Annotated in this window: 24 protein-coding genes; 17 read left to right on the top strand and 7 right to left on the bottom strand. The window is 33.3% G+C overall.

Annotated features, from left to right (window positions below):
• Positions 1 to 16: 16 nt before the first annotated feature.
• The 15 genes from LNQ34_RS04985 to LNQ34_RS04920 are packed head-to-tail and all read left to right on the top strand — an operon-like array spanning position 17 to position 16,903.
• Complete coding sequence (locus LNQ34_RS04985) at positions 17 to 925, top strand: polysaccharide deacetylase family protein (protein WP_229998851.1); 909 nt, start codon at positions 17 to 19, stop codon at positions 923 to 925.
• On the top strand, positions 922 to 1,758 hold the full coding sequence (locus LNQ34_RS04980; RefSeq protein WP_229998850.1) for a GNAT family N-acetyltransferase: 837 nt from the start codon (positions 922 to 924) through the stop codon (positions 1,756 to 1,758). Before LNQ34_RS04985 ends, LNQ34_RS04980 begins: the two co-directional genes overlap by 4 nt.
• A 6-nt stretch (positions 1,759 to 1,764) precedes the next feature.
• A complete protein-coding gene (locus LNQ34_RS04975) occupies positions 1,765 to 3,153 on the top strand; it encodes a hypothetical protein (protein WP_229998849.1) in 1,389 nt (462 codons plus the stop codon).
• On the top strand, positions 3,150 to 4,211 hold the full coding sequence (locus tag LNQ34_RS23620; RefSeq protein WP_428979058.1) for an acyltransferase family protein: 1,062 nt from the start codon (positions 3,150 to 3,152) through the stop codon (positions 4,209 to 4,211). The genes LNQ34_RS04975 and LNQ34_RS23620 overlap by 4 nt, the downstream gene beginning before the upstream one ends.
• The gene (locus LNQ34_RS04970; RefSeq protein WP_202702440.1) at positions 4,204 to 5,292 is read left to right on the top strand and encodes a glycosyltransferase family 4 protein; all 1,089 of its coding nucleotides are present in this window, start codon (positions 4,204 to 4,206) and stop codon (positions 5,290 to 5,292) included. The genes LNQ34_RS23620 and LNQ34_RS04970 overlap by 8 nt, the downstream gene beginning before the upstream one ends.
• An 18-nt stretch (positions 5,293 to 5,310) precedes the next feature.
• Entirely contained in the window at positions 5,311 to 6,744 is a 1,434-nt protein-coding gene (locus tag LNQ34_RS04965; RefSeq protein WP_229998848.1) for an MBOAT family O-acyltransferase, read from the top strand.
• Entirely contained in the window at positions 6,744 to 7,625 is an 882-nt protein-coding gene (locus tag LNQ34_RS04960; RefSeq protein ID WP_229998847.1) for a hypothetical protein, read from the top strand. The genes LNQ34_RS04965 and LNQ34_RS04960 overlap by 1 nt, the downstream gene beginning before the upstream one ends.
• Before the next feature lie 3 nt (positions 7,626 to 7,628).
• Positions 7,629 to 8,780 (top strand): glycosyltransferase family 4 protein, encoded by a 1,152-nt coding sequence (locus LNQ34_RS04955; RefSeq protein WP_202702442.1) that lies wholly within the window; start codon positions 7,629 to 7,631, stop codon positions 8,778 to 8,780.
• Positions 8,781 to 8,784: 4 nt separating this feature from the next.
• On the top strand, positions 8,785 to 10,323 hold the full coding sequence (locus LNQ34_RS04950) for a glycosyltransferase (protein WP_202702443.1): 1,539 nt from the start codon (positions 8,785 to 8,787) through the stop codon (positions 10,321 to 10,323).
• A 3-nt stretch (positions 10,324 to 10,326) separates the two neighbouring features.
• The gene (locus tag LNQ34_RS04945; RefSeq protein WP_202702444.1) at positions 10,327 to 11,322 is read left to right on the top strand and encodes a glycosyltransferase family 2 protein; all 996 of its coding nucleotides are present in this window, start codon (positions 10,327 to 10,329) and stop codon (positions 11,320 to 11,322) included.
• A gap of 9 nt (positions 11,323 to 11,331) precedes the next feature.
• Positions 11,332 to 11,886: a serine O-acetyltransferase gene (locus tag LNQ34_RS04940; RefSeq protein WP_202702445.1), complete on the top strand. Its 555-nt coding sequence runs from the start codon at positions 11,332 to 11,334 to the stop codon at positions 11,884 to 11,886.
• Positions 11,886 to 13,004 (top strand): glycosyltransferase, encoded by a 1,119-nt coding sequence (locus tag LNQ34_RS04935; protein ID WP_229998846.1) that lies wholly within the window; start codon positions 11,886 to 11,888, stop codon positions 13,002 to 13,004. The genes LNQ34_RS04940 and LNQ34_RS04935 overlap by 1 nt, the downstream gene beginning before the upstream one ends.
• Positions 13,001 to 14,086 (top strand): glycosyltransferase, encoded by a 1,086-nt coding sequence (locus LNQ34_RS04930; protein WP_229998845.1) that lies wholly within the window; start codon positions 13,001 to 13,003, stop codon positions 14,084 to 14,086. The genes LNQ34_RS04935 and LNQ34_RS04930 overlap by 4 nt, the downstream gene beginning before the upstream one ends.
• Before the next feature lie 16 nt (positions 14,087 to 14,102).
• Positions 14,103 to 15,452, top strand: a complete 1,350-nt coding sequence (locus LNQ34_RS04925; RefSeq protein ID WP_229998844.1) for an O-antigen ligase family protein — start codon at positions 14,103 to 14,105, stop codon at positions 15,450 to 15,452.
• A 56-nt stretch (positions 15,453 to 15,508) separates the two neighbouring features.
• Entirely contained in the window at positions 15,509 to 16,903 is a 1,395-nt protein-coding gene (locus tag LNQ34_RS04920; protein WP_202702449.1) for a sugar transferase, read from the top strand.
• Between the two features lies 1 nt (position 16,904).
• On the opposite strand, the gene LNQ34_RS04915 is transcribed toward LNQ34_RS04920, so the two are convergent.
• Both LNQ34_RS04915 and LNQ34_RS04910 read right to left on the bottom strand, forming a co-directional pair.
• On the bottom strand, positions 16,905 to 18,041 hold the full coding sequence (locus LNQ34_RS04915; protein ID WP_229998843.1) for a lipoprotein N-acyltransferase Lnb domain-containing protein: 1,137 nt from the start codon (positions 18,039 to 18,041) through the stop codon (positions 16,905 to 16,907).
• 37 nt (positions 18,042 to 18,078) lie between these two features.
• Positions 18,079 to 19,146 carry a putative type IX sorting system protein PorV2 gene (locus LNQ34_RS04910; protein WP_487312997.1) on the bottom strand — a complete coding sequence of 356 codons (1,068 nt, stop codon included), beginning with the start codon at positions 19,144 to 19,146 and terminating at the stop codon, positions 18,079 to 18,081.
• Between the two features lie 212 nt (positions 19,147 to 19,358).
• Here LNQ34_RS04910 and LNQ34_RS04905 point away from each other — a divergent pair, with 212 nt between their 5' ends.
• Both LNQ34_RS04905 and LNQ34_RS04900 read left to right on the top strand, forming a co-directional pair.
• Positions 19,359 to 20,075, top strand: coding sequence for a CDP-alcohol phosphatidyltransferase family protein (locus LNQ34_RS04905; protein WP_229998842.1), 717 nt, complete (start codon positions 19,359 to 19,361; stop codon positions 20,073 to 20,075).
• Between the two features lie 10 nt (positions 20,076 to 20,085).
• Positions 20,086 to 20,946 carry a glycoside hydrolase family 25 protein gene (locus tag LNQ34_RS04900; protein WP_202702452.1) on the top strand — a complete coding sequence of 287 codons (861 nt, stop codon included), beginning with the start codon at positions 20,086 to 20,088 and terminating at the stop codon, positions 20,944 to 20,946.
• A 21-nt stretch (positions 20,947 to 20,967) separates the two neighbouring features.
• On the opposite strand, the gene LNQ34_RS04895 is transcribed toward LNQ34_RS04900, so the two are convergent.
• The 5 genes from LNQ34_RS04895 to LNQ34_RS04875 all read right to left on the bottom strand — a co-directional run bounded on the left by LNQ34_RS04895 (position 20,968) and on the right by LNQ34_RS04875 (position 24,221).
• Positions 20,968 to 21,192, bottom strand: coding sequence for a DUF5808 domain-containing protein (locus tag LNQ34_RS04895; RefSeq protein WP_202702453.1), 225 nt, complete (start codon positions 21,190 to 21,192; stop codon positions 20,968 to 20,970).
• A gap of 74 nt (positions 21,193 to 21,266) precedes the next feature.
• Positions 21,267 to 22,007, bottom strand: coding sequence for an LPS export ABC transporter ATP-binding protein (lptB, locus tag LNQ34_RS04890; RefSeq protein ID WP_202702454.1), 741 nt, complete (start codon positions 22,005 to 22,007; stop codon positions 21,267 to 21,269).
• Positions 22,008 to 22,094: 87 nt separating this feature from the next.
• Positions 22,095 to 22,448 carry a carboxymuconolactone decarboxylase family protein gene (locus LNQ34_RS04885; RefSeq protein ID WP_017494918.1) on the bottom strand — a complete coding sequence of 118 codons (354 nt, stop codon included), beginning with the start codon at positions 22,446 to 22,448 and terminating at the stop codon, positions 22,095 to 22,097.
• Complete coding sequence (gene tatC / locus LNQ34_RS04880; RefSeq protein ID WP_202702456.1) at positions 22,441 to 23,256, bottom strand: twin-arginine translocase subunit TatC; 816 nt, start codon at positions 23,254 to 23,256, stop codon at positions 22,441 to 22,443. Before tatC ends, LNQ34_RS04885 begins: the two co-directional genes overlap by 8 nt.
• Complete coding sequence (locus tag LNQ34_RS04875) at positions 23,256 to 24,221, bottom strand: KpsF/GutQ family sugar-phosphate isomerase (protein ID WP_202702457.1); 966 nt, start codon at positions 24,219 to 24,221, stop codon at positions 23,256 to 23,258. The genes tatC and LNQ34_RS04875 overlap by 1 nt, the downstream gene beginning before the upstream one ends.
• Between the last annotated feature and the right edge of the window lie 45 nt (positions 24,222 to 24,266).

Below are 24,266 nucleotides of genomic sequence, written 5' to 3'. Positions count from 1 at the left end.
TTTATTTTAAGAGAACATGCTTACAGTTAGTAATTACCATTATATCAGATCAGATTTTAAGACTAAATATCCCAGTATATTCGGTCTGACTCCAAATGAGTTTAGACAACAGCTACTATTGCTGAAAAACCAAGGTAATTTTGTTCATCCCAATGATCTGGTTTCTGATTTACGTACAATATTAGAATCAGAGGATAACAATTTACTTGTTACTTTTGATGACGGTTTAAAAGAGCAGTTTGATCTCGCTTTGCCTATTTTAGATGAACTAAACATTCCTGCAGTTTTTTTTGTAAATTCAATTAATTCTGAAGAAAAAAAGGTAACAACCGTACATAAAATTCATTTGTTAAGATCGATTATTTCATCTTCGGAGTTTTTAGATAAATTTATTGATGTGCCTTTTTCTCCGTCAGAAAAGCAAAATGCTCAAAGCATTTACAGGTATGATGATGAAAAAAGTGCGGTCTTAAAATACATCTTAAATTTTAAATTAGATTTTAGAGAACAGGAACAGATTGTCAATAGGTTATTTGATCTTTATTTTGAAGAAGCTGCGATTTTTGAATCGCTTTATATGACAGATCAAAATTTAAAAGAATTGGCCAATAAGGGGTATTTAGGTAGTCATACACATAGTCATTATCCGTTAGGATTATTAGACAGTGAAACTATAAAAAAGGAACTTGAAAAAACAAAAACATATTTAGATACCTTAACCCATTCCAATATAAAGATGGTTTCCTATCCGTATGGGACTCCTGAAGTTTGTACAAATCAGGTAGCAGATCTGGCTAAGGAAACCGGATACAAAATAGGTTTTACAACCAAAAGAGGTATTAATACTGCAGAAGAGAATCCTTTGTTACTAAACAGATTTGATTGTAACGATTTAGCAGGAGGAAAAAACTATAATAAAATATGATCACCAGAGAAGCAACAATAGAAGATTGGGAAATCCTATACTCCTTTTTCAAAATAATTTACCGGGAAAATCATCCGCTGCAGAACAAAGAATTTTGGGAATGGCAGTTTGGAAATAAAGAGTATGGACGCTCTTTTATTTGTTTAAACGAAAAAGATGAAGTAGTAGGACATGTTGGAGCCAATTTTGGAGGTGGACTGGCGTGGATTATTAATGTATATCTCAATGAAGAATGCAGAGGTAAAGGTGTGTTAGGAAAACTATATGGATTAGCCCGAAATTATTATCCTCTTGCGGCAACAGCAGCAAACGAAGCAGGCTTAGGATTGTATAAAAACATGCGTTGGGTCAGATACTATGATTTAGTTCGCTATGTAAAAATAAACCCTGATCTCGTTGAAACCGATTTTGAGACCGTCTGCAGGAAAGTTGAGGTAAATGTAGATCACTTAATAAAAAAAGATACACATTATTTTCAGCAACCTTCGATAAAAGGAATTGTTTTAGAAGATGGCTCCAGAGCGGTAAGTCAGGAAAATGTTGGAGGACTAAGAATTACGGATATTGAAAATCTGGGAAAATTAGAAGCGCAAGCCTGGCAATTAGGGTATTTATGGATAGATTATATAACATCCTGGAATGATCTGAAAACAAAAGACCTGGAGAAAAGCGGCTGGACTTTAGATTACAAAAATACTGTGCCATGGAGGTTAAATCCTGTTGAAGAAAAATATTTTTGCGATATAACATTTCTTTCAGAGAAACCTTTGGATAACGAATTTATAGTGCATAGATCTTACTCGGATCATGGTAGAATAGGAAGCTTAGAATAATAACTGATGAAGAATTTAGGAGTTGTCATAACTGATGGGGTTGGGTTTCGTAATTTTATATTGAGTGATTTTATTCAGGAAGCTAAAACCAATTTTAAGGAGGTAATCATTTTTTCCTGTTTACCCAAAACGGTTTATAAAGATTTTGATTTAAATTGTAAGATTATAGAACTAGAAGTTTTTGAAGAATCATTTTACACTTGGTTTTTTAGAAAAGCTAAAGAAGTTACCCATTTGCAGTTGCATGCAAAAGGCAATTTTGGTATTTCAGATAATTTAAATATTACCCAATCAAAAGCCAGAAATCCCAGAGGTTATGCCACGAGATTTATTCATTGGTACTCCAGGTTATTTCATTCTGAAAACCGGATCCTTCGATACAACAGATGGCAACAGCAAACGTTTCGATCTAATGCCATTACAAAACAATATACAGAACTGTTAAAAGAGAATAATATTTCGTTATTGTTTTTTACACATCAGCGTCCACCGTTTATCGCACCGCTTATATTTGCTGCCGAAAAATTAAAAATTAAAACATCGGCTTTTATTTTTAGTTGGGATAACCTTGCATCAAAAGGAAGAATGGCCGGTAATTTTGATTTTTATCTTGTTTGGAGTAATTTGATGAAACAGGAATTACTAACTTTTTATCAATCAATCAAAGAAGACCAGATTGCTATTGTCGGAACCCCGCAGTTTGAACCTTATGTTTTAAATAAATATGGCTACGACAAAGAAACGTTTGATAAAAGATTTAAAATAGACCATAACAAGCCAACTATATTTTTTACATGTAATGATGCAAGCAGTGAGAACGACCCTGTTTATTTAGAAATATTGGCAGAATTTATGGCGCAACGAAAGCTTGTGAAAGAGGTTAATCTTATTGTGAGAACATCTCCGGCAGAAGAACCTGTAAGATTCAAAAGATACATTGAAAAATATCCTTTTATAATATGGAATTTTCCGGATTGGAACATTAGCAGAGAAGGGCATCAGGAAGCATGGACGCAAAGAGTGCCATCTGTTGCGGATCTCAATGATTTAAAATCTTTATTACAACATTGCGACTTGTCCGTAAATGTTTTGTCAACCATAACATTGGATGCTTTTATTTTCGATAAACCTGTTGTAAATCCCGTTTTCGGGAGTGAAACAAACGGATGGTTTGATGACCAAAAGTTTTTAAAATATGAACATTTGTCCAAATTAGTAGATTCAGATTCGACCCATATTGTGAAAAATGATGATGAATATCTTGAAGCTATAAATAAAATTTTGAGTCATATTGATCCTAAAAAAGAGGAACGGGCTAAATTTCTAGAACTACAGATAGGTGGATCATTGGAAGGTACAAGCAAAAGAATCTCTCAAATTTTGGAAAAAATATGATTAATAATGAGAAAGACAGAATTTCTGTTCTCGACGGTTTTAGGGCTATAGCAATTCTATCTGTTATTTTGTATCATTACTTTTATCGCTGGAATGACTCAAGATATCCTTATTTTGGAGGAAATTATTTTCATTATGGTTTTAAAGGAGTTCCCTTTTTCTTTATGATAAGTGGATTTGTAATTTGTTATTCGTTAGAAGGCACAAAGGACTTTATATCTTTTTGGAAAAAAAGGTTCATTCGCTTATTTCCTTCTATATTAGTTGCTTCGGTATTAACATATTGTATTTTATTAATATTGGATCACTATAATACATTTCCAGATAATCATTTTAGAAATTTAATCATAAGTATTACCTTTCTTCCGCCTCATATTTATAATTTATTTTCTGAAACTCCGGAGTACTTTAGTTATATCAACTTCGATTATTGGAGTTTATGGCCGGAAATTCAGTTCTATCTCTTTACCAGTATTATTTATTTTTTTAGCAAAAAGAATTTTAAGAGAAATTTTATCATAGTCTGTTTTGCATTCTTACTTTTATATAATGTATTACTTTTTTATGGCTTTGATCAAATTAAAATCGTAAGTAAATTTTTTAATCTATTTAATCTTATAAAGTATCTCATCTTTTTTCTATCAGGAGCATTGTTTTATATGTTGTATAATAATAAAACATTTAAACTATACCTATTTTTACTAATAGTAAGTTTTTTAATCATTAATCATGCTTTTGATTTGTCTGAATTTATTTCAGCAATAATCATGTTTTTATTATTTTTTTGCTTTATATACTATCCTGGATCCTTACAATTTTTAGAAAACAGATTCATTATTAAAATTGGAGTGTCATCTTACTTTCTTTATCTTATTCACGACTATATTGGAGTAGTGTGGATTAAGAACATAGTTAGCTTTTTCTATCCAAACAGTTTTATCGCGCCAATCTTAATTATGATTGTAATGATTACTTTAAGTATTTTTTACACGCAAAAAGTAGAAACTAAGATTAGTAGATATTTACATAAATGTTTATTAAATAAGAATAATGACTAAGGTAGCTGTAATTTGTAATTATAAATTACTTCCGGAAAGAGTAGGAGGTATGGATTATTTTTTCTGGGATTTTGATAAGAAATGTAAAGAAAATAACATTGATATCGATTGGTTTTTTCCTAATAGTTCCAATCATGGTAATTATCCCAATCTAACTATTTACAGCAGTCAAGAACTAGCTCCTGAAAATAATTTTCTTTCTTTTTGCAAAGAACGTAAACCAGAGTACACGCATATCATTACTCATTTCGTAGAATTATGCACCTCCTTTTTTTATAAGGTAAAGAAAGTTTCAAATGCTGAGGTCATTGCTGTAGATCATAATCCAAGACCTTTAAACGGATATTCATTAAAAAAGAAAATAAATAAAAGACTCAAAGGAATTCTATTCTCAGGATATATTGATGTTTTTGTTGGGGTATCCAACTATACTGTAAAAGAAATTTTAAATGACTTTGGAACTCATATAAAAGCAAAAACGATCACGATTTATAACGGAGTAATTATAGATTCAATTTTAACAAGAGCCAACAGAGCTAACACTCAACCCGTTTTTTTAGTTGCTTCTCACCTTAGAGAATCTAAAGGAATTCAGGATTTAATTGAAGCAGTATATCTTCTGTCTGCTGAAATAAAAAAGGAGATTAAAATAGGGGTATATGGTGAAGGACCTTATGAACAGCATTTATTAGAAAAAGTTAAAGAATATAAAGTACAGGATTGTTTCATTTTTATGGGTAGTAAACCTAATTTAAATGAAATTTTTTCGCAGTACGATTATATGTTGCAGCCGACCCATATGGAATGTTTTAGCCTGTCAATTCTGGAAAGTCTTGCGGCAAACGTTCCTGTAATTACGACTAATGTAGGTGGAAATACCGAAGCAATAACCTCAGGAGAAAATGGATATATTTTTGAGACCAAAAATGTAAAAGCACTGGCAGGAATTCTTGAAGATGTTTATTCAGGGCGCAAAAAGATATCCATTAATACAAGAGAATTAATTGCGAATTCCTTTTCTTTGCCGAAAATGGTCGAAAATCATTTTGCACTACTCAAACAAAATGGATTAAAATTTTAAATTACTGTAAACAAAAATATGTTTTTTAATTCCTTAGCATTCGCTATTTTTTTGCCAATCGTTTTCTTTCTATACTGGTTTGTATGTAATAAAACAAAAAAAGCTCAAAATGCTTTATTAATTATCGCAAGCTACTATTTCTATTCCTGTTGGGATTGGAGATTTTTATTTTTACTCATTTTCTCAACTTTTTTAGATTATTATACCGGGATTCAAATCGAGAAAGGGAAATCAGAGCAAAGTCGAAAGTTTTGGTTTTGGCTCAGTATTTCAGTTAATTTAGGGTTTTTAGGAATTTTTAAATACTATAACTTTTTTGCCGCATCTTTTTCAGAATTATTAAATTCGGGGGGATTCAAAGCAAGTCCGATATTGTTAAATGTTATTCTCCCTGTTGGAATTTCATTCTATACTTTTCACGGACTATCTTATGTTATTGATATCTATTACAAACGTATAAAGGCCGAATACAACTTTGTTGATTATTCATTGTTTGTGAGTTATTTTCCATTACTTGTTGCCGGACCAATAGAGAGAGCAACGCATTTACTGCCTCAGGTAAAAGTTAAGAGAGAGTTTAATTTTCAAATCGCCAAAGAAGGTGTGTATCAAATCATTTGGGGATTGATCAAAAAAGTAGTTATTGCAGATACATGTGCTACTTATGCCAATGCTGTTTTTGACAATTATTCTTCCATGAATTCATTGTCGCTTATCTTAGGGGCCATATATTTTGCATTTCAAATTTATGGTGATTTTTCAGGATACTCTGATATTGCATTGGGAGTTTCAAAATTGTTTGGATTAGATTTACTTAGAAATTTCAATTATCCCTATTTTTCAAGGGATATTGCAGAATTTTGGCGTCGCTGGCACATTTCTCTTTCCTCATGGTTTCGCGATTACCTGTATATTCCGTTGGGAGGAAGTAAAGGAGGTATTTGGATGAAAATCAGAAATACGTTTATCATTTTTATAGTAAGCGGATTTTGGCATGGAGCGAACTGGACTTACATCACCTGGGGATTTATAAATGCCATATACTTTCTACCATTGCTGTTATCCAACAGTAACCGCAATAATATAGACGAGATTAAACTTAGTTTTAATACTGATTCTGTAAAAGTGATATTCAATATTCTTTTTACATTTTTTATCACTTGTATAGCCTGGGTGTTTTTTAGAGCAAAAACAATTACGGATGCTGTATCCTACTTAAAGCGAATGATTTTTAATGGGGATTTTTATTCTCAATATCTTGATAACGAGCGTTACAATTATGAGGTATTGCCTATGATCGTATTATTTGTTTTGGTCGAATGGAATAACAGAACCAAAGAAGAGCCTCTTTCAGGAAAAAGAAGTATGTTGAGGGTGATTTTGGCCCTAGGTGCTATACTGGCATTTGGAACTTATTCAGATTACAAAGAATTTATATATTTTCAATTTTAATGAAACGATTTTTAATTTATACAGCCAAAATCTTAATAGCGGTAATTTTGATTGCCGTAATACTGGATGGTTTGTATACCGCTATTTTTTTTCAATCTAAGAACAGAGGGAAGGTAGAGTCTGTTTTTAATTCTGAAGCCTGTAAATATGATGTTGTAATTTTAGGTTCTTCGAGAGCCAACAATCATTTTGTTTCTCAGATGTTTGAAGAGAAAGGATTGAAAACATTTAACTATGGTATGAGCGGAGGGCATTTGTTTGAAGCTTCATTGATGTTAAAATTAATGATCGAACGAAAATATGAAATCAAAAACGTAATTCTTGAAGCCGATTTGAATCTTTCTAATGATCAGGAATCAGATGGAGTTTCTGCAAAGTTTTTACCTTATATGCATAACTCAAAGCTTATAAAAGATCATTTCTCCGGTCAGAACAATTTTAACGAACTGTATTACATCCCTTTTTACAGATACATAAAATTTGATTCAAAAATTGGCTTTAGAGAAATTTACAATATAGCAGGAGGCAAAGCAACAAATGCATTAGATAACTTAGGATATTATCCATTGGTAAAACACAAAAATGGGAATATGAAAAATAATATTGTTAATCTAAATCCTTTGCCTAAAAATAAATACTACGAAGAAATCAAAAATATTTGTAAAGCCAATAATATAAATTTTATTGCGGTAATGACACCAATGTGTGAGAATGTGGTAGGTATGAATTATTTTGATAAAGTTAAAAAAGCATATCCGGAAATTCATAATTATGAGAATGTTGTGGTAGAAAATAAATATTTTTCTTCCTGCGGACACATGACAGATGCAGGAGCAAGAATATTTACCACGCGAATCTTAAAAGACTTTTTCAATCGATAAATTATGAAAATAGCTTTTTTAACACCAGAATATCCTCACGCTGCTACTGGAAACTCAGGCGGTTTGGGAACAAGTATTAAAAGCTTAGCGATTGGACTTTTAGAAAAAGGAGTTTCGGTTCGTATTTTGGTATATGGTCAGCATAAAGATGATATTTTTATGGATAACGGGATCATTATCCAACAAATAAAAAATAAGAAATTAAAAGGATTATCGTGGTTTCTGACCAGAAAAAAAATAGAGAACATAATCAATCAGTTATTTTCTGCTAAAGAAATTGACTTAGTAGAAACGGCAGACTGGACAGGAATTACTTCTTTTATTCAGCCTCAAAAATGTCCGGTTGTAATACGACTACACGGATCTGATACCTATTTTTGTCATCTGGATAATCGTCCTGTAAAATGGATTAATAAGTTTCATGAAAAAAGAGCTCTGAAAAAAGCAACAGCCCTGTTATCGGTAAGCCAATTTACAGCAGATACAACAAATCAGGTTTTTGGTCTGAGTAAAAAATTTATAGTGATTCCCAATCTTGTTGATCTAAATTTGTTCCAGCCTTCAAACAATTCGGTCCCTGATGATAAAAGCATATTTTATTTTGGGAGTCTGATTAGAAAAAAAGGACTTTTAGAATTGCCTTTAATTTTTAATGAGGTGGTAGAGAACGATCCCGCAGCAAAACTCATTTTAGTAGGGAAAGATGTTCCGGATATTATTTCCGGTAATTTGTCGACCTGGCAAATGATGCAGGATCTTTTTTCAGAAAGAGCCAAAGCAAATGTTTCTTATTTAGGAAGTGTTTCTTATTCCGAAATTAAGAAGAAGATTGAACAGGCTACAGTTTGTATATTTCCTTCGTTTGCAGAAGCTTTTCCGGTTTCCTGGCTTGAAGCTATGGCGATGCAAAAAGCAATTGTGGCGTCTGATATTGGTTGGGCAGGAGAAGTGATTATTGATGGAGAAAGTGGTTTTTTAGTTGACCCAAAGAACCATAGTTTGTTTGCAACCAAAATTCTTCACTTTCTTGATAATTCAATGTTGACAAAAGTGACAGGAGAAAAAGCAAGAAGCAGAGTGGAACAATTTTTTAGCACCGATAAAATAACAAATGACAATATTAATTTTTATAAAAAAATAATAAATCCGGAATAGAGAAATGGAATTGAATGAGTTTAGAACAAGTAGTGGAGAGATTATTCTTTACAATGGGCAACCTGACTTAGAGAAACTGGAAGTTTTGTGTTCTGGCGCCGGAGATATTTGGCATAGTTCATTTGAACAAGGTTATAAAAATGCTTTCCCGGAATTGGTTTATCAAACGGCTACTTTTTTTTGGTATATCAATGATTTTGATAATCTGGACGAGTGCGTGAGCTGGCGGATTAATTCAAATGCATTTGCCATTCGAAAATCTGTCTGGGAAACTTTAGGCGGGTTTGATCCTGAATATCAAAATCATCAAATTCAGGCATTAGATTTTGGGTATAACGCATTACGGAATTCTGCTGCAATTCCACTTTATATAAAAGGTTTATTTACGGATAATATCAAAGAGAGAATTAATATAACAGCAAAAGACAGATACATTTTTTTTAGAAAAAACTTTAAAAAAGAACATTCATTATTCATGCTTTATCGGGAAGGTTTCTGGAAGACGAAAGAATGGAATGCTTTTTTTTATGCTGCGAAAAATTTTAAGAGAAGCTCTGAAAAACCAGTTATTAAACCCCGTGAGTTAAATTGTATCGAAGGTAAACCATCTGTTAGTTATATCATTCCAACAATGATGCGCCAGGATTTTACCTTGCAATTGTTAGAAGATTTGAGCGTGCAGAGTTATCCCGTTGCACAAGTAGTGGTACTCGATGCAACTCCCGAAGCGCTCAGAAATGAAAAATTGTATTCTGAAAAAGATTTTCCTTTTGAGTTAATTGTTAAATGGCAGCAAACAAAAGGAAGCTGCAGAGCCCGTAATGAAGCTATAGAGTTGTGTACGGGTGAATATATCGTTTTTGGAGATGACGATGTTCGTGTACAGTCAAATTTCATTGAAAATCATATCAGGTTAATGCAAACCTATAAAGTGAGTGTCTGTAATGGCTTAGATGTCAGAGCAGATAATGAACAACAGGAATTAAAAGATTTAGAAGTTAAACTTGAAAAATTAGGAGAGAAAAGATGGAAATCTGGTGCATCCTCAACTTTTAGTAATGCCAATTCTTGTGTGAAAACTGAATATGTCAGAAAGCTAACAGGCAACGATATTAACTTTGATGGAGGTTATGGTGAAGATACTGATTTTGGAATATCGTTAGCTAAATTAGGACAAGTGGTTATTTTAAACCCTTTTTCTCCAAATTTGCATTTAAAGCCACCTGCTGGCGGGTACCGTTTTTGGGGGAGTCAGGCTAAAATCACAGGGAAAAAGAGAAAAACACAGCCATGGGAATTAGATACTCCGGTAAAGACAATTCGTCCCGTACCAAGTCCGACAATAATGTACGGTATTGTAAAGCATTTTACTCCTCAGCAAGTAATCGAGTACAAGTACAAATATTTTTTTCTATACCTCTTTAAAGGTTCCAAAAAAGGTCTTTTGTATCGATTTTTTAGAATTCCGTACAAAAATCTTCAGTTTAAAAAATCACTATTTTATGCTAAGAAATTAAACGATTTGGGAGTCAGATATAAATAAAACATGAAATTTTCCTTAATCATTTGTACTTATATGCGTCCTCAGCCTTTGCTGGAGTTATTGCAATCCGTAAAGACACAAACTTTATATCCGGATGAAATTTTAATTATTGACGGTTCATTAAATAAGGAATCAGAAATTATTTTAAGTCAGAATTCATTCCAAAATTTAAAGTACTTTTTAGTCGATGATCAAAATCGCGGACTCACCAGACAAAGGAATTTTGGTATTGGTAAAGTTGGTCAGGATATGGAAGTTGTTTGTTTTTTGGATGATGACACAATTCTGGAATCAGATTATTTTGAAAAAATATTACAAACCTATAGTGCGTTTTCGGATGCTATGGGCGTAGGAGGTTATATTACGAATGAAGTAAAATGGGAAAAAGCAACAGAAAATTACATTCCTCAGATTAATGAATTTTATTTTGACGGATGGAAACGCAAAGATGGGAGTAGATTTGTTTTGCGAAAAAAACTTCATTTAGACAGCAATTGTCTTCCCGGTTTTTCTCCTTTATTTTCACACGGCAGAAGTATTGGTTTCTTACCACCCAGTGGTAAAACATATGAAGCTGAGCAATTAATGGGAGGTGTTTCTTCCTTTAAAAAAATAGTTTTTGAGAAGCTGTCATTTTCGACCTATTTTGAAGGATATGGTTTATATGAAGATGCTGATTTTACTTTAAGAGTTGCAAAAATTGGCAAACTTTATGTAAATACAGCTGCAAGATTAGGTCATTTTCATGCCGAAACAGGAAGACCCAACCGGTATTATTACGGAAAAATGGTCGTTAGAAACGGATGGTATGTCTGGCGTGTTAAAAACCCCAATCCGAATTTTAAGGATAGATGCAAGTGGAATGCAATTACATTACTTTTGATCTTAATTAGATTTAGTAATACATTTACCTCAAATAATAAAAAGGCCGCTTTTACAGAAAGTCTTGGCAGAATTTTAGGCTGGTTTAGTTTAATTTTTAATAAACCTGGAGAATAAAATAGTTAGATGAATCTATTTCAACTTATAAAGTCAGATTATAGGAAGTACCGCAAGTATGGCGGTCATTTCTTTGTAATTGTATTTTTTACTCAGGGCTTTTGGGCTACTTTTCAGTATAGGATCGCCCATTATATTTATACTAACATTGCCTGGAAATTATTTAGACTTCCTCTGTTGTTCTCTACTTTAATGTGGCAAAAAACTATTGAAATTCTCACAGGGATTTCTATAGCATCTTCTGTAAAAATTGGACATTCCTTTTACGTAGGTCATTTTGGGGGTATTATTATCAATGCAAAGGCTATTATTGGAGATAATTGTAATATCTCACAAGGCGTTACTATTGGAGTATCAGGTCATGGTGAAAAGAGAGGAACACCAATTTTAGGGAATAATGTATACATTGGAGCTAATGCAGTAGTTGCCGGTAAAATTACTATTGGTAATAATGTACTCATTGGTGCCTGCTCGATGGTTAAAGATTCTTTACCGGAGAATGCTGTTGCAATGGGGGTTCCGGCGGTAATCATTTCTCAAAACGGTTCAAAAGGATATATTTAATGAAATTATTAATTGTCTCATCGGCGCCATTAATTTATAAAAACCAAATTCCATTTGCTTATAGTCCTTATGTGAAGGAGCTAATCGTTTTAGAACAGTTTAGCGATGATTTTATTTTCTGCTGTCCGGTTTGGGAAAAAGACAGAGGGCTTTTAATTACTGAAATCCCTTTTACTTTTAAAAAGCATTTTCAGCTTAAAGATTTTAATTTAAGTTCTTTTTCAAATATTCTGAAATCCTTTTTTTTTAGTTTTTATAATATTTTGATTCTATTTAAAGCAATGAAAAATGCAGACCATATTCATTTGCGCTGTCCCGGAAATATAGGTTTGTTGGCATGTTTTGTTCAGGTGTTTTTTCCAAATAAACCTAAAACAGCTAAATATGCGGGTAATTGGGATCCTAAAAGTAAACAACCTTACAGTTATAAAATTCAAAAATGGGTTTTAAACAATACTTTTTTGACTCGAAATATGAAAGTTTTGGTATATGGAGAATGGAAAAATCAGTCGCAAAATATTAAGCCTTTTTTTACGGCGACCTATGCTGACGCAGAAAAAGAAAGTGTTAAAAAAAGAAGCTTTGAAAATAGGATAGAATTTATTTTTGTAGGAAGTCTTGTTATAGGGAAAAATCCTTTATATGCCATACAATTAGTTCATGAATTATTAGAAAGAGGATATAATGTAGTGTTAAGTTTATATGGTGAAGGGGCTGAAAGAAATTCTTTAGAAAAGTATATCGAAATCAATAATTTAGAAAACGAGATTGTTTTACATGGAAATCAGGATCTGGAAACAGTAAAAAAAGCCTATCAAAAAAGTCATTTTGTCATCTTGCCATCAAAGAGCGAAGGCTGGCCAAAAGCAATTGCTGAAGGAATGTTTTGGGGATGTGTGCCTATTGCAACAAAAATATCCTGTGTTCCCTTTATGCTCGATTATGGTAACAGAGGCCTTTTGTTAGAAATGGATTTCGAGAAAGATGTTAATCAAATAAGCGGAATACTGGAAAATCAAATGCTCTTTTTTAACAAAAGTAATTTAGCTGGCAAGTGGTCACAAAATTATACGACCGATGTTTTTGAAGCCGAAATTAAAAAACTCTTGTCAAAATGAGAATCGTACAAATAATAGACTCCCTAGAAGCTGGCGGAGCAGAACGTATGGCTATTAATTATGCCAATTCGTTATCAAAAAACATATCGTTTTCTGGTTTAGTTGTTTCCCGTAAAGAAGGATTGTTGGTCAATCAAATAGATCAAAAAGTTTCTTATTTGTTCCTGAAGAAAAAAAAAACAATAGATCTTCAGGCTGTTTTCAGGTTACGAAAGTATTTAAAGAAGAATAAAGCAGATCTGATTCATGCTCACAGTTCCTCGTTTTTTATTGCCGTTTTAGTGAAATTGACGTTGCCCAAAATCAAAATTATATGGCACGACCATTATGGTATTTCGCAAGATCTGTCTGCCCGGAAAAATTTAAGCTTAAAAGCAGGCTCCTTTTTCTTTACAGGTATTATTGCAGTAAATTCAGCTTTGAAAGACTGGGCTAAATCTTATTTATGGTGTTCAAACATTGTTTATTTCCCTAACTTTATAATTGATGCTGTTTCTACTGAAAAACAAATTTTAAGCGGTGTAGCAGGCAAGCGAATCATTTGTGTAGCGAATTTACGCCCGCAAAAAAATCACGATTTATTAATTGATGCTGCCAATTTGATTAAAGACAAATTCGCTGATTGGACATTTCATTTATTCGGTAAAGATTTTGATGACACCTATTCAGAAAAACTGAAAAAAAAGGTCAGTGATCTAAAACTTCAGGAAACAGTTTTCTTTTATGGAACAAGCGGTAATGTTAGCTCAGCATTACAACAATGCGAGATAGCTGTTTTGCCATCACTTTCAGAAGGGCTTCCTTTGGCTGTCTTAGAATATGGTTTGCATAGAGTACCCGTTGTGGCAACCAATGTAGGTGAAATCTCAAAAATAATTACCTCTGAAAAAGAAGGATTAATAGTAGAACCTGATAACTTAAAAGAGTTTACCGTAGCAATCGAAAAATTAATAGTATCTGGTAAATACAGAGATGAAATGGCTTTAGGATTGTACAATAAAGTTCAGTTAAATTATAGTGAAAGTGCGATTGTAAAAGAATATCTTTTATGGTTAAAATCTTTACCTACTTTTGCATCTTGAAACAATAGACATATAAATGAAAAATAAAAAAGAATATTACATTCTTCTGCTTCTAATTCATGCAGTAATTGCCGTGGTCGTTTTTGCCATGCCTTTTTTATCGAAAATATATGCGCTTTTAATTCCTGTTGTTGGTCTTTTTATTGTTTACCGGACTAAAAATGCAAACAATGAAGTACTGATAGTAGCGGCATATTTAGTTGGCGTTGAGGTTTTTTTGCGGATGACCGGAGGGAATTTTAACAATGAATATGTTAAAGTCAATGTCATTTTTTTCATGCTGTTGGGTATGATATACCGTAATTTCTCGACAAATGCCTTTATATATTGGTTTTTTTTGATTTTGCTGATTCCAGGTATCTTAATAACATCTACCACTTTTAATCCTTCTATAGATGTTAAAAAATCATTGGTGTTTAATTTATCAGGACCCTTATGTTTAGCAATATCTTCAATTTATATGTTTAAAAGAAGAATTTTGTTCCCGGATTTGCAAAAAGTGTTAGTTGCAATGGGATTACCCATATTGAGCACAACAGTATATTTGTTTTTATTTAACCCTAGCGTTAGAGATGTAGTCACCGGAACACAATCTAATTTTGAAACTTCCGGAGGATTTGGTCCTAATCAGGTTTCTACCGCTTTGGGTTTAGGGATGTTTGTGTTTTTTACACAATTGATATTGTTTTCAAAATCGAAAATGAAAATTATTTTAAACGGAGTTTTGCTAATATTTGTGACCTATAGAGGTATTGTTACTTTTTCAAGAGGAGGAGTTCTAACAGCAGTGGTTATGATTGTTTGTTTATTATTCTTGCTATATAAGTACTCAAATCTACGAGGGAAAAATAAATTCGTACTGGTTTTTATTCTTACGGGATTAATAGGTATGGGAGTTTGGGCGTACTCTTCTTTTCAGACCAAAGGACTTATAGAAAAACGGTATGCCAATCAGGATGCTAGAGGACGGGATAAAAAAGACCGTTTAGGAGGAAGGGAGCAAATTATGAATGAAGAGTTTGCCCTTTTTAGCGATAACCCCATTTTAGGAGTTGGAGCAGGTATGGGGAGATATGCTAGGGCAGAAAGATTTAGAGATGACGCTGCTTCCCACAACGAAATCACCCGTATGTTGAGTGAACATGGTTTGTTTGGAGTTTTTGGACTGATAATACTATTTCTGACCCCTTTTGTTGTCTATATAAGTAACAAGCAGCATCTCTACTTTTTATCATTTTTTGCCTTTTGGCTGTTAACGATTAATCATGCTGCCATGCGTACCGCAGCACCGGCTTTTGTATATGCACTATCATTACTTTTTGTGCAGGTTAAAATTCCTGAAAAAGCAGAAAATTCCGTCGATTAAGTTCTTTTTTTTATAATATATTCGCCTCAAGTTTAAGCCCCTAACAAACTTATTAAATGTTTTCAAATCATAAAATGCATTTCGAAATTTCGGAAAGAAAAGTATTACTTCTTCTTTTTGATGTTGTTTTTATTTTATCCGCATTATACTTGTTAAGTTTAGTATTTCATTATAACTATTTTGTTTTTGATAAAAGAAATTTTCCCGGTATACTTTTATTTCTGACTTATGTATACACTTTTGGTGTAATATTCGAAATGTACAATTTACAGGTAGCCAGTAATCAGTTGCAAATTCTTCAAAGTGTAATTTTTACGGCCACAGCTTCAAGCCTGGCGTATTTGTTTACTCCAATTTTATCTCCGGAATTACCTAAGCAGCGATTAATTATTGTAATTTTTTATTTTACGATACTTGTTACATTGTTATTGTGGCGTTTGTTTTATGTTTATTTTTTGGCGTCACATCGTTTTTCTCAGAATGTAGTTTTAATATGTGATCAGAATCAGGTGGAAGAATTGGTTTTAGGACTTGAGAATGTTGACCCGCATTATAAAATTATTGGTTTTGTAAATTCAGACGCAATTTCAGAAGAAGATTCAAACTTTCATTATGTAAAAGAAGTTAAAAAGAAAGATTTAGAAGAGTTTGTAGCTCGTAATAGGGTTTCGGAGATTGTCATTGCTTCTCAAAAAACAGATGGAATCACAGCCGATTTATACCAGCAATTGCTTCACTTATTAGAATCAGGAAATATCATCAGAGAGTATACTCAGGTTTACGAAAGTAAAACACAGCGTATTCCGGTGCACTATATAGCCCGCGATTTTTATAGATTCTTTCCCTTCAGCAGAAATAATAGTAATAAATTATACTTGTTTTCTGTTCGTTTCATCGAGTTGTTGTTCTCCATTACAGGGCTGTTGGTTTGTTTTCTGTTTATCCCTGTTATTCTTGTTACAAATTTGTTAGCGAATAAAGGAACTTTGTTTTACACGCAGGAACGCGTAGGTAAAAACGGAGTTGTTTTTAAAATCTATAAGTTTCGAACTATGGTAGAAAACTCGGAGTCTAATGGGATTGTTTTCGCTACTTCAAATGATAAACGGATTACGCCTTTCGGTAAAATGATGCGCAAATCAAGAATCGATGAATTGCCACAGTTTTTTAATATTTTAAAGGGTGATATGGCCGTAATAGGGCCAAGACCTGAGCGACCATTTTTTGTGGCAGAAATAGCCCGTATAATGCCTTTTTACGAAACAAGACACGTTGTGAAACCAGGACTTACCGGTTGGGCGCAAGTAAACTATTCTTACGGAGAATCTATAGAGGAGAGTTTGATCAAACTGCAGTACGACTTATACTACATCAAGCACAGAAGTATCTTTTTAGATTTGAGCATTACTTTTAAAACGATTACTACCGTTCTGTTTTATCGCGGACAGTAAATTAGATAATAATAGGAATACGTTTTTTATTTCGAATAGCGACTCTCACCAAAACAAATCCACTAGTTATGATCATGGGCAGAACAATAAAGAAGTGTGCTTTGTTGATCATGAAAATGGTATAAACGATCAAAAAAAGTAAATGTAGAACTGCGAATCGATACGACCATCTTTTGTTTTTTAAGAGCGAAAAGAGGATTAATACCAATAAAAGCGGACTTAATAAAAGTACATTATAGTTCATTGCCAGTTCCTGATGAAGGGAATAAAAACCAACCGTAATAAAAAAGATTCCTATTAACGATAAGATAAAAAGATATATTTTATCTACCACTTTATGGTGTGCCAAAACTACAAAAGCCAATAGCAGGAGGTAAGTGTAAATATTATTCCACCATGAGCTTGGAATCTCTTTTTCAAAACTTAGCAGCGTTTTGCTTTTACTTACTAAAGGCTGGTTTTGAAAAGTAGTTTTTTCTAAACTGTTTTTTAATTCAAAGGGTAAAAAGATTTTCGTACCTGCCTGGTCTACTTTTGTTCCGAAAATAATACTGGTTCCCAGCTGCTCATAAAAATGATCTTTGAAGTAAGGAAACAGAATAGATCGGTAGGTTTCAGCCGTATCTCCTTTTTTAGTTACAATATTTGCATTTAAAGATTTATTGATGACATCTACCACCATCGAAGTACAGTTTTTGTCGATAAATTTATAGGTATAATATCGTTCTTCAGAGAATGCGGCTGCATTTAAATTGTCAAAAAGTTTTTGTTTTAAATCTGGAGAGATGAAAAGTTCCTGCTCGAAAACACTTCTTTTTTCGTTAGTATAATCGTTTATAAACTCAGGAAACGATCTTACGCTGACAAAATACTGTAAATCGCCCTTTGCGAATTTAGCGACAAAATTGGGTGTTCTAAAATCAAAATTACCATAATTATAAACAACATCAATAGTGTTCGCCGGATCGGCGACGCGAATGGCAGTATGACCAAAATAAGAGTAGCTTTCATTACCCAGTCCGCAGGTAATAACACTTATTTGAGCTTCTTTTGATAAGGGCACATTTTGGCTGTAACCCAAAAAACTTGATAATAATAGTAAACTAAAAAGTGTTTTTTTGAAAAGGACATTTTTCATAATTTAAAATTTTAAGAAGTTTAAGAGTTAACAAATATTATCTAAAGATACCTAAATCTACTTTTAATGAAAAAATATTAGAGTATAAAGCGGTACTTTGATTTCCTAAATCAGTCAGGGCATAATCGACCTGAATGCCTTTGTATTTAAAACCAAGACCAATGTTTGGTTGAAAATTTAACTTTTCGGTATTGTCCAACTGCGTTACATTTTGAAAATTTCCTGCTCCGGCTCTTAAAAATACAAGATCAGTATAACCAAACTCAAACCCCAAAGCAGGATCTATACTAACGACTTTTGAGGAAATAATATCATTGGTTTGCTCGAAACGCATGTTTAAATTCGTAGCTACCAAAAGACTGTAATCGCCGTGAAACTCAATTTTTTTAGAAACTCCCAGTTGAGCTTTTGGTAAAGTAATTTCGGTACTTTCTGGTAATTCGTTGTTTTCTCCCGGAATGGCATTGGCAATTTTCTTGTATTCCTCTTCATCAATATTCCAAACATTATAAGTAGTGGTAATATCGCGAAGCATCAAACCAAAGTTCCATCCATTTCTTTCAAATTGAAGACCAAAGTCAAAGCCAAAGCCCCAGGAATTGGCAAATTTTCCAATAACCCTTCTGATTACTTTTGCATTTACACCATACTGAAAACCATCTACAGGTAATTTTCTCGCGTAAGAAAAAGTAAAACCATAATCGGCAGTAGAGAACAGTCTGATTCGGTTGTAATCTATATTTCCCTGATTGTCGATCAATTGAGTGGTGTCCATGATGTCATCAACTCCAAAACGAATCATCGAAATTCCCCAGGCACTTCTATCATCAATCGGACTGGCATATCCAATGTAGTCGTATTGTGCAATATTGGCAAAGTAATTGGCGTGCATCAACGAAATTTGATGATCCTCAAGATGAGTAAGACCAGCCGGATTCCAATAAACGGAATTGACATCATTTGTAGAAGCGACAACAGCACCCGACATTCCTAAGGCGGCTGCATCAACGCCAATATTCATAAACTCATTCGAATATTTTCGAACGGTTTGTGCATACTGTAAGGTGCAACTCCACAATAATACAAATACAAAGATTTTCTTCAACGGATATATTTTAGCAAACCGGAGTCTGTTTTAATTTTTATCAAAAATATAATATTTTACTCATCTAATTGAAATTATTGTAAAACTTAAATTTTTCATGAGAAAATGCTTATGAAGCTTTTGAAAGGCGAGAATTTTAATAGAAATTTTTGCTATTAATGTCGCTTATTTATACGAAATTTGCCCTTCACCATTTGTTAAAAATATAAATCATGAACATTAAAAAACACATTCCTAATTTAATCACATTAATCAACTTGTTCTGCGGCTGTATTGCTGTTGTTTTTGTTTCTCAAGATAACTTTTTAATGGCTTTTTGCATGGTTTCCTTAGGGATCTTTTTTGATTTTTTTGATGGTTTTTTTGCCCGATTGTTCAAAGTTTCAAGTCCGCTTGGATTGCAGTTAGATTCGTTAGCAGATATGGTAACCAGTGGTGTTGTTCCGGGTTATGTAATGTACAGTTTGTTCTTAAAAAGTGCTGACCCGAACAATGAAGTTGCCTTAACAATCGTTCCTTTTCTTGGATTTATTGTAACATTAGGTTCTTGTTACCGATTGGCTAATTTTAATATTGATACACGTCAGACTGATTCGTTTATAGGTTTGCCAACTCCGGCGAATGCGCTTTTTGTTTTAAGCCTTCCATTGGTTATCGATTTCTCGGATTCATTGATAATATTTGAAATGTTAACCAATCATTGGGTTCTTTTGGGAATTACTTTATGCAGCGCTTATATTTTAAATGCCGAAATTCCATTGTTTGCCTTAAAGATTAAAAAGTTTACGGTAAAGGATAATGTTCTGCAAATTGTATTTTTATTGATTTCTCTGGTTTTGGTGGTGTTGTTACAGTACATGGCCATTCCGTTAATTATTATTATTTATGTGTTGCTTTCAATAGTGAATAATATCTTTTTGAAAAAGTAGTTTTATTGGAATGGCAAGAAAAACGACTACCCGAAGAACTTCTAACTCCCGTAGATCGAAACCTCAGAGGTCGATTTTAGCGAGCGGACTTCGTTTTATTATTTACTCTTTTTTAGTACTGCTTTTTTTCGCAACAGTTTATCATTATCGTGATGGATTGGCTTATTATCTTGGCTTTAAATCAAATAAAGTTCTGGAAGAGGATGCGGTAGAAAAACATCTTTCTGATGTTAGAAATGTTCAGGTTCTGGAAAATCACAAAGGAAAAGTAATCGGTATTGATGTTTCTGAATTTCAGGGAACCGTGCATTGGAGTGATGTTGAGGTTTTGGAAGAAAAATATCCGGTTCAGTTTGTTTTTATCCGGGCTACAGCAGGAAATAATAAAGTAGACCGACAATTTATGCACAATTGGTTAGGTGCGAAAAAACATAAAATTATTCGAGGGGCTTATCACTATTACCGTCCCAACGAAAATTCGATAGAACAGGCAGATTTGTTTATTAAAACAGTAAAATTACAAAAAGGGGATCTGCCTCCGGTTTTAGATATCGAAAGATTACCTAAAAATCAGTCATTAGACAGTTTGAAGAAAGGATTAAAACGTTGGTTGAATAAGGTTGAAGCGCATTATCAGGTGCGTCCGATTATTTATACCGGAGAGCGTTATTATGGTGATTTCCTGAAAGAAGAATTTGGAGAATATTTATTCTGGATTGCGAACTATAATTTCTATAGAGAGAAAATTGAAGACGATTGGTTATTTTGGCAATTTACCGAAAAAGCATCTTTGCCAGGAATTAAACACACTGTAGATGTAAATATCTATAACGGTGATTTAGAGCAATTACAGTTTATAACAGTGGAGTAAGAATTCAGTCTTAGTGGTGGTTTATTTCAATAAAACTAAAACGATCATTATTAATAGCGGCAATAAAAGTAAAACGGAGTAAGGATTGGCGAAGTTTATGGTGTAGCCCATCCATTGAATTCTTTTTGGAGGGAGTAATCGTTTGTCTTTTGGGTTGTAGTAAAAACAGCCCAAATACCAATTACTTGGGTCTTTATGCCAATTGTCGTAATCTTCCTGAGTTGGTTTCGGTTCTTCTGATTTCATGCTAATTGTAAAATTTAAAAAAAAATGGTAAAAAGTGATTTACATTTCGCTTTTTACCATTCACATATAACTTCTTAAAATTCAAGTTTCTTTTTACGAAGTTCAAAATTTTGTCCCAGATAAACACGACGAACCATTTCGTCTTCCACTAATTCTTCCGGAATTCCGGCTTTTAAAATTCCACCTTCAAACATTAAGTATGTTTTATCGGTGATGGCTAAAGTTTCCTGAACGTTGTGGTCGGTAATTAAAATTCCGATGTTTTTATTTTTCAACTGTGCTACAATTCTCTGAATGTCTTCAACCGCAACCGGGTCAACTCCTGCAAAAGGTTCATCCAGTAAAATGAATTTTGGATCGGTTGCCAGAGCACGTGCAATCTCAGTACGACGACGTTCTCCTCCTGAAAGTAAATCTCCACGGTTGGTACGAATGTGTTCTAAGCTGAATTCTTCAATTAAACTTTCCATTTTGGCGATCTGCGCTTCTTTTGATAGCTTAGTCAATTGTAAAACACTTAGAATATTGTCTTCAATGCTTAATTTTCTAAAAACAGAAGCTTCCTGTGCTAAATAGCCAATTCCTTGTTGAGCACGTTTGTACATAGGATAATCGGTAATATTCAGATCGTCCAGATAAATGTTCCCTGAATTAGGTTTAACCAATCCTACAATCATGTAAAACGAAGTCGTTTTTCCGGCACCGTTAGGTCCCAAAAGACCTACAATTTCTCCTTGATTAACTTCAACAGAAATTCCTTTTACAACACTGCGCCCTTTATAGGTTTTTATTAAATTATCGGCTCTTAATTTCATTTTTTAAGTTTAATCGTTTAAACGTGTGAATCGTTTATTCGCTACAAATTAACAAATAAACGATTCAACAAATAAACGTATTAACAATTATTTAGTTTCAGCTTCTTCTAAAGCTTCCCAAAATTCGTATGCTCTTCTCAAATGTGGAATTACGATGGTTCCGCCCACTAAAGTTGCGATCCCCATAGCTTCCATCATTTCTTCTTTCGTAACGCCTTCTTTATGGCTGGTTTCAAGATGGTATTTTACACAATCATCACAACGCAAAACGGCTGAGGCTACTAATCCTAAAAGCTCTTTTGTTTTAACATCAAGAGCTCCGGGCGCATAAGCATTTGTATCAAGATTGAAAATCCTTTTTACAATTTTATTATTGTCAGCCAGCAATTTTTCGTTCATTTTAGAACGGTAATCATTAAATTCTTTTATGATATCAGACATTTTCTTTCATTTTATTTCGATAAACAATCTTAGAAATCAGGATGCTCACTTCGTAGATAAGCAACATTGGTATCGCTACTATAGTTTGACTCACTACGTCAGGAGGTGTTACAATTGCCGCGATAATCAAGATGATAATGACTGCGTATTTCCAGTACTTTCTTAAGAATTCAGGGGTTACTAATCCTAATTTGGTTAAAAAGTAAATGGCAATTGGCAGTTCAAAAAAGATAGCGCTTCCCAGTATACTTGTTTTCACCATTCCCATATAAGAGTCTAATGTGAATTGATTTTTTACAACATCACTCACAGAAAAAGTGGCAACGAAATTTACTGACATTGGGATCACGACGAAATATCCAAACAGTACCCCTAAAAAGAAAAGTAAGGAGGAGGTGAAAATAAATACTTTGGCATTTTTTCGCTCTTTTTCATATAAAGCAGGACTGATAAACTTCCAGATTTCCCATAAAATATAAGGGAAACTCAAAATAAAACCGGCTAAAAGACACATCCATACAAAGATATTTACCTGACCTTCCATTTCTGTATTTTGGATAATGAAATTCAGCTGTGTGATACAGATGCTGTCGGCAAAGCCTAGTTGGTGTGATAAATCACAGAACCAAACATAAGTAAAAAAAGTAGGTCGGGTTGGACCAAGAATGATTTTATCAAATAAATAGTCACTTATAAAATAGGTCACAAATGCCATTATCATAGTGGCAATTGTACTTCTAACCAATAACCATCTTAATTCTTCAAGATGATCCAGAAATGACATCTCGCCAAGGTTTTTTTTTGCCATTATACGATTCCTTCTTTTAAAATGTCATGTAAATGTAGTACGCCTTTGTACTCTCCATTGTCAGCAACAATAAGCTGTGTTATCGAAAAATCTTCTAAGATATTCAAAGCGTCAACCGCCATTGTTTCAGAAGACACTACTTTAGGATTTTTAGACATAATATCTTTTGCAGTTAAATCAGCAATAGTATCTACGTCATTTAGCATTCTTCGGATGTCTCCGTCAGTAATGATTCCGATAATTTTATCATTTTCAATTACCGCAGTTACACCCAGTCTTTTTTCAGAGATCTCAAAAATCGCTTTTTTGATTGAGGTATCAGGAGTAACCATTGGTTTTAACGAATGCTCAATCATGTCTTTAACACGAAGTAATAGTTTTTTCCCTAAAGCTCCGCCAGGATGATAAACCGCAAAATCTTCAGGTTTAAAATCGCGCATTTCCATCAAACAAACTGCTAAGGCATCTCCCATAACAAGTTGAGCAGTGGTACTGCTGGTTGGTGCCAGATTGATTGGGCAGGCTTCTGTTTCTACAGTTGTGTCTAATACATAGTCAGAGCCTTTAGCTAAAAATGAAGTTACATTTCCTGTCATTCCAATCAGGATGTTTCCGAAACGTTTTAACAGAGGAACCAGCACTTTTATTTCAGGACTGTTTCCGCTTTTTGAAATACAGATTACGATGTCTTCATTTTGAAGCATTCCCAGATCACCATGAATGGCTTCTGAGGCATGTAGGAACATAGAAGGTGTGCCGGTTGAGTTAAAAGTAGCGACCATTTTTTGAGCAATAATGGCGCTTTTTCCGATGCCTGTAACGATCAATCGGCCTTTAGTTTCGTAAATGCGCTGGACAGCTTCGTAGAAATTTTCGTCCAGAAAATCAATTAGCTTTGTAATTGCTTCACTTTCAGATAGTATGGTTTTTTTGGCGATCGCCAATATATTTTCTTTTGTGATCAAAACAGAATATTTAAAATTTGTATGTATAAAAGAAAGTTGTATCTT

This window comes from Flavobacterium lipolyticum (assembly GCF_020905335.1).
GTDB lineage: Bacteria > Bacteroidota > Bacteroidia > Flavobacteriales > Flavobacteriaceae > Flavobacterium > Flavobacterium lipolyticum.
The sequence above is the reverse complement of the archived record's forward strand: the minus strand, read 5'-3'. Positions and strand labels throughout refer to the sequence as shown.